The sequence below is a fragment of the Pseudomonas sp. genome (genome assembly GCF_049645325.1).
Taxonomy (GTDB): domain Bacteria; phylum Pseudomonadota; class Gammaproteobacteria; order Pseudomonadales; family Pseudomonadaceae; genus Aquipseudomonas.
The window spans coordinates 1-3,139 of the sequence record NZ_JBARTQ010000142.1 but is presented as its reverse complement, the minus strand read 5'-3'; the positions used below and the strand labels follow the sequence as shown (position 1 = coordinate 3,139).

4 protein-coding genes are annotated in these 3,139 nt (G+C 62.2%); all 4 read left to right on the top strand.

From position 1 onward, the window contains the following. The first annotated feature begins 109 nt into the window (after positions 1 to 109). The 4 genes from WBB95_RS06225 to WBB95_RS06210 all read left to right on the top strand — a co-directional run bounded on the left by WBB95_RS06225 (position 110) and on the right by WBB95_RS06210 (position 3,074). Complete coding sequence (locus WBB95_RS06225; RefSeq protein ID WP_106576165.1) at positions 110 to 715, top strand: DUF4823 domain-containing protein; 606 nt, start codon at positions 110 to 112, stop codon at positions 713 to 715. A 16-nt stretch (positions 716 to 731) separates the two neighbouring features. Next, positions 732 to 1,292, top strand: coding sequence for a DUF1285 domain-containing protein (locus WBB95_RS06220; RefSeq protein ID WP_424486767.1), 561 nt, complete (start codon positions 732 to 734; stop codon positions 1,290 to 1,292). Positions 1,293 to 1,362: 70 nt separating this feature from the next. Continuing rightward, positions 1,363 to 2,076, top strand: coding sequence for a GntR family transcriptional regulator (locus tag WBB95_RS06215; protein ID WP_424486766.1), 714 nt, complete (start codon positions 1,363 to 1,365; stop codon positions 2,074 to 2,076). Beyond that, complete coding sequence (locus WBB95_RS06210) at positions 2,073 to 3,074, top strand: ADP-ribosylglycohydrolase family protein (RefSeq protein WP_424486765.1); 1,002 nt, start codon at positions 2,073 to 2,075, stop codon at positions 3,072 to 3,074. Before WBB95_RS06215 ends, WBB95_RS06210 begins: the two co-directional genes overlap by 4 nt. Positions 3,075 to 3,139: the final 65 nt, after the last annotated feature.

Here is a 3,139-nt window from a genome sequence, read left to right as displayed (position 1 = left end):
CGCGAGCAAGCCCGCTCCCACATTTGTTTTGTGTTGCTCTTGAATGGCGCGGATTCTGCATCTTGTGCCCATTCGCCGGTTTTCCGTCACCGGCTCCTGGAGGATTAGGATGCGTAGTCTGGTTTTGTTGCTGGCGTCATTGACGCTGAGTGGTTGCATGACCGTCAGCGATATGGCCGAAGGCACCCGCTATCAGATGAGCGACGCGGGGTTGCTGGACCACAGTGACACGCGCCGTACCGCGTCGATTCGCATACAGCCCGACTCCTTCGTTTTCATCGCCCAGGGCGCCTTCGTGCCGCCGGGCAGCGCTTACCCGCGACCTAACGTGGTGGCTGAAGAAGCCTTCAACGGCTTCGTCGAGTACTTTCCCATGGTGCGCCGCGCGCGCAAACCTGAAGGCCTTGAACAAGCCATGGCCGAGGCCCGTGGCGCGGGTGCTCACTACCTGCTGTATTGCCGCTTTGCGGCAGCCGATGACCGTATCGGCAACGCCGATGAGTGGACCGATCAACAAGCCCTCGACCGCGTCGGCCTCGACAGCGGCGTGATCCAGATCATGTTGATCGAGACCAGCACCCAATATTTGATTGATACTGCACGTATTCGCAGCCGTGGCGGTTTACTGACGTTCCACGACAACAAGCCAGAAGACCTGATTGCCCGCCCCCTGGCGCAGTACGCCCGCGGCCTGCTGGGAATGGGTGATCAATAATCCAGAGGAGAACCCCATGACCGATTCCGCCAAGGCCAATGATCTATTGGCCCAACTGCCCAAAGGCAAAGGGCCGGCGCCGGTGCATCTGTGGAACCCGAATTTCTGCGGCAACATTGACATGCGCATCGCCCGAGACGGCACCTGGTTCTACCAGGGCACGCCGATCGGGCGCAAGCCGATGGTCAAGCTGTTCTCCAACATCATCCGCCGCGACGGCGATGACTACTTCCTGGTTACCCCGGTGGAAAAAGTCGGCATCAGCGTCGATGACGCGCCCTTTGTCGCCGTAACCCTGGACGTTGAAGGGCAGGGCGAACGCCAGGTACTGCGCTTTAGCACCAACGTCGACGAGCAGATCGAGGCCGGCCTCGAACACCCGCTGCGGGTGGTGATCGACCCTGTTACCCAGGAACCGGCACCCTATGTGCGCGTGCGCACCAACCTCGAAGCCCTGGTGCATCGCAACGTGTTCTACCAATTGGTCGAGCTGGCGGTGAGCCGTCCGATCAACGGTCAGAACTGGCTGGGCGTCTGGAGCGGCGGGGAGTTTTTCCGCATTGGCCTGGAGCCCTGAGGCCGGTTTTTTCATCTCCCTGAAATAATTCGCTTGCTGCAAACGGGCGCTTTCGGTTATCAATTTGTACATGATTAGACATGTCCGATTTGATAAGAAAAAACGCGTCGTCGACGAGCTCATCCGCCGTATCGAGGGTGGGGTGATGGCCGACGGTTTCCTGCTGCCGGGCGAGCATCAACTCGCCGAAGAGTTTGCGGTCAGCCGTGGCACCTTGCGCGAAGCCCTGGCCGAACTCAAACGCCGCAACTACATCGCCACGCAAAGCGGCGTCGGCTCCATCGTCACCTTTGACGGCATGGTGCTCGACCAGCGCAGCGGCTGGGCCCAGGCCCTGGCAGACACCGGCGCGCGGGTGACCACCGATATCCTGCGCCTGGAGGCGGTCACCCGCCCGGACCTGTTCAGCCGTTTCGGCAGTGAGCGGTTCATCGCCCTCGACCGCCGCCGCTGTGCGCCTGATGGCGTCGCCGTGTCCCTGGAACGTTCGCTGATGCCTGCCTCCGGTGGCCTTGAAAGCCTGCCCGACGTGGGCCTGATCGACAATTCCTTGACCATCACCTTGGCGGCCTACGGCTATGTTGGCGCCGAAGGTGACCAGTGGATCGGCGCCGAGCCCCTCAGCGATGAAGACGCCGAATTGCTCGGGCGTCCGGCGGGCACGGTATTTCTCAAGGCCTCGCGCACCACCTACGACCGCCGCGAGCGCTTCATGGAGCATGTCGAAAGCTTGCTCGACCCTCTGCACTTTCGCCTGCACCTGCAGTTTGGAGCTTCGAAATGACCCCGAACACCCGCGCGCTCGGCGCTTTTTATGGCTTGGCGTTGGGCGATGCCTTGGGCATGCCCACCCAGTCGTTAAGCCGCGAGCAGGTCCGGGCGCGCTTTGGCGCCATCACCGGCCTGGAAGATGCCGATGCCGACCAACCCATCGCGCCGAACATGCCCGCAGGCTCTATCACCGATGACACTGAACAGGCGATTTTGGTCGGCGAATTGCTGGTCGAAGGCCAGGGCCGAATCGAACCCACCGTGCTCGCCCAACGCCTGATCGACTGGGAAGCGGTGATGCGTGCCAAGGGCTCCCAGGACTTGCTCGGGCCATCGACCAAGCGCGCGATCGACATGATCCTCGCCGGCCACACGCCGGAAGAATCCGGGCGTTACGGCACCACCAACGGCGCGGCGATGCGCATCACCCCGGTGGGGATTGCCGCCGATGTGAGCGACCCCGCGCACTTTATCCAGGCGGTGATTCAGGCGTGCCAGGTCACGCATAACACCACATTGGGTATTTCCAGTGCCGCCGCGGTGGCGGCGGTGGTCTCGGCCGGTATCAATGGCGTGGACCTGGGCGAGGCGCTGAACATCGGCGTCCAGATCGCCCGGCAGGCCGAAGGCCATGGTCACTGGATCGCCGGTGGGCGCATTTCCACCCGCATCAGTTGGGCACGCACCCTGAGCGTCGGCAGCGGCGACAAAGCGCTGTTTGCCGACTTGCTCTACGAATTGATTGGCACCTCTGTCGCGTCCCAGGAATCGGTGGTGGTGTCGTTTGCCCTCGCGCAACAAGTGGCGGTGGGTGATATGAACGCGTTCGAGGCCCTGTGCCTGGCCGCCAGCCTTGGCGGCGACACCGACACTATCGCTGCGATTCTTGGCGCCATGTTGGGCGCCTGCCTGGGGATGCAGTGCTGGCCCGAGACGCTGATCGAGCAGGTCAAGCAGGTCAATGGCCTGGATTTGCAGCCGCTGGTTCAAGGGCTGTTGGCGCTTCGCTAAGCACCACACATCAAAAAAATGTGGGAGCGGGCTTGCTCGCGAAAGCAGTGTGTCATTCAACCCAC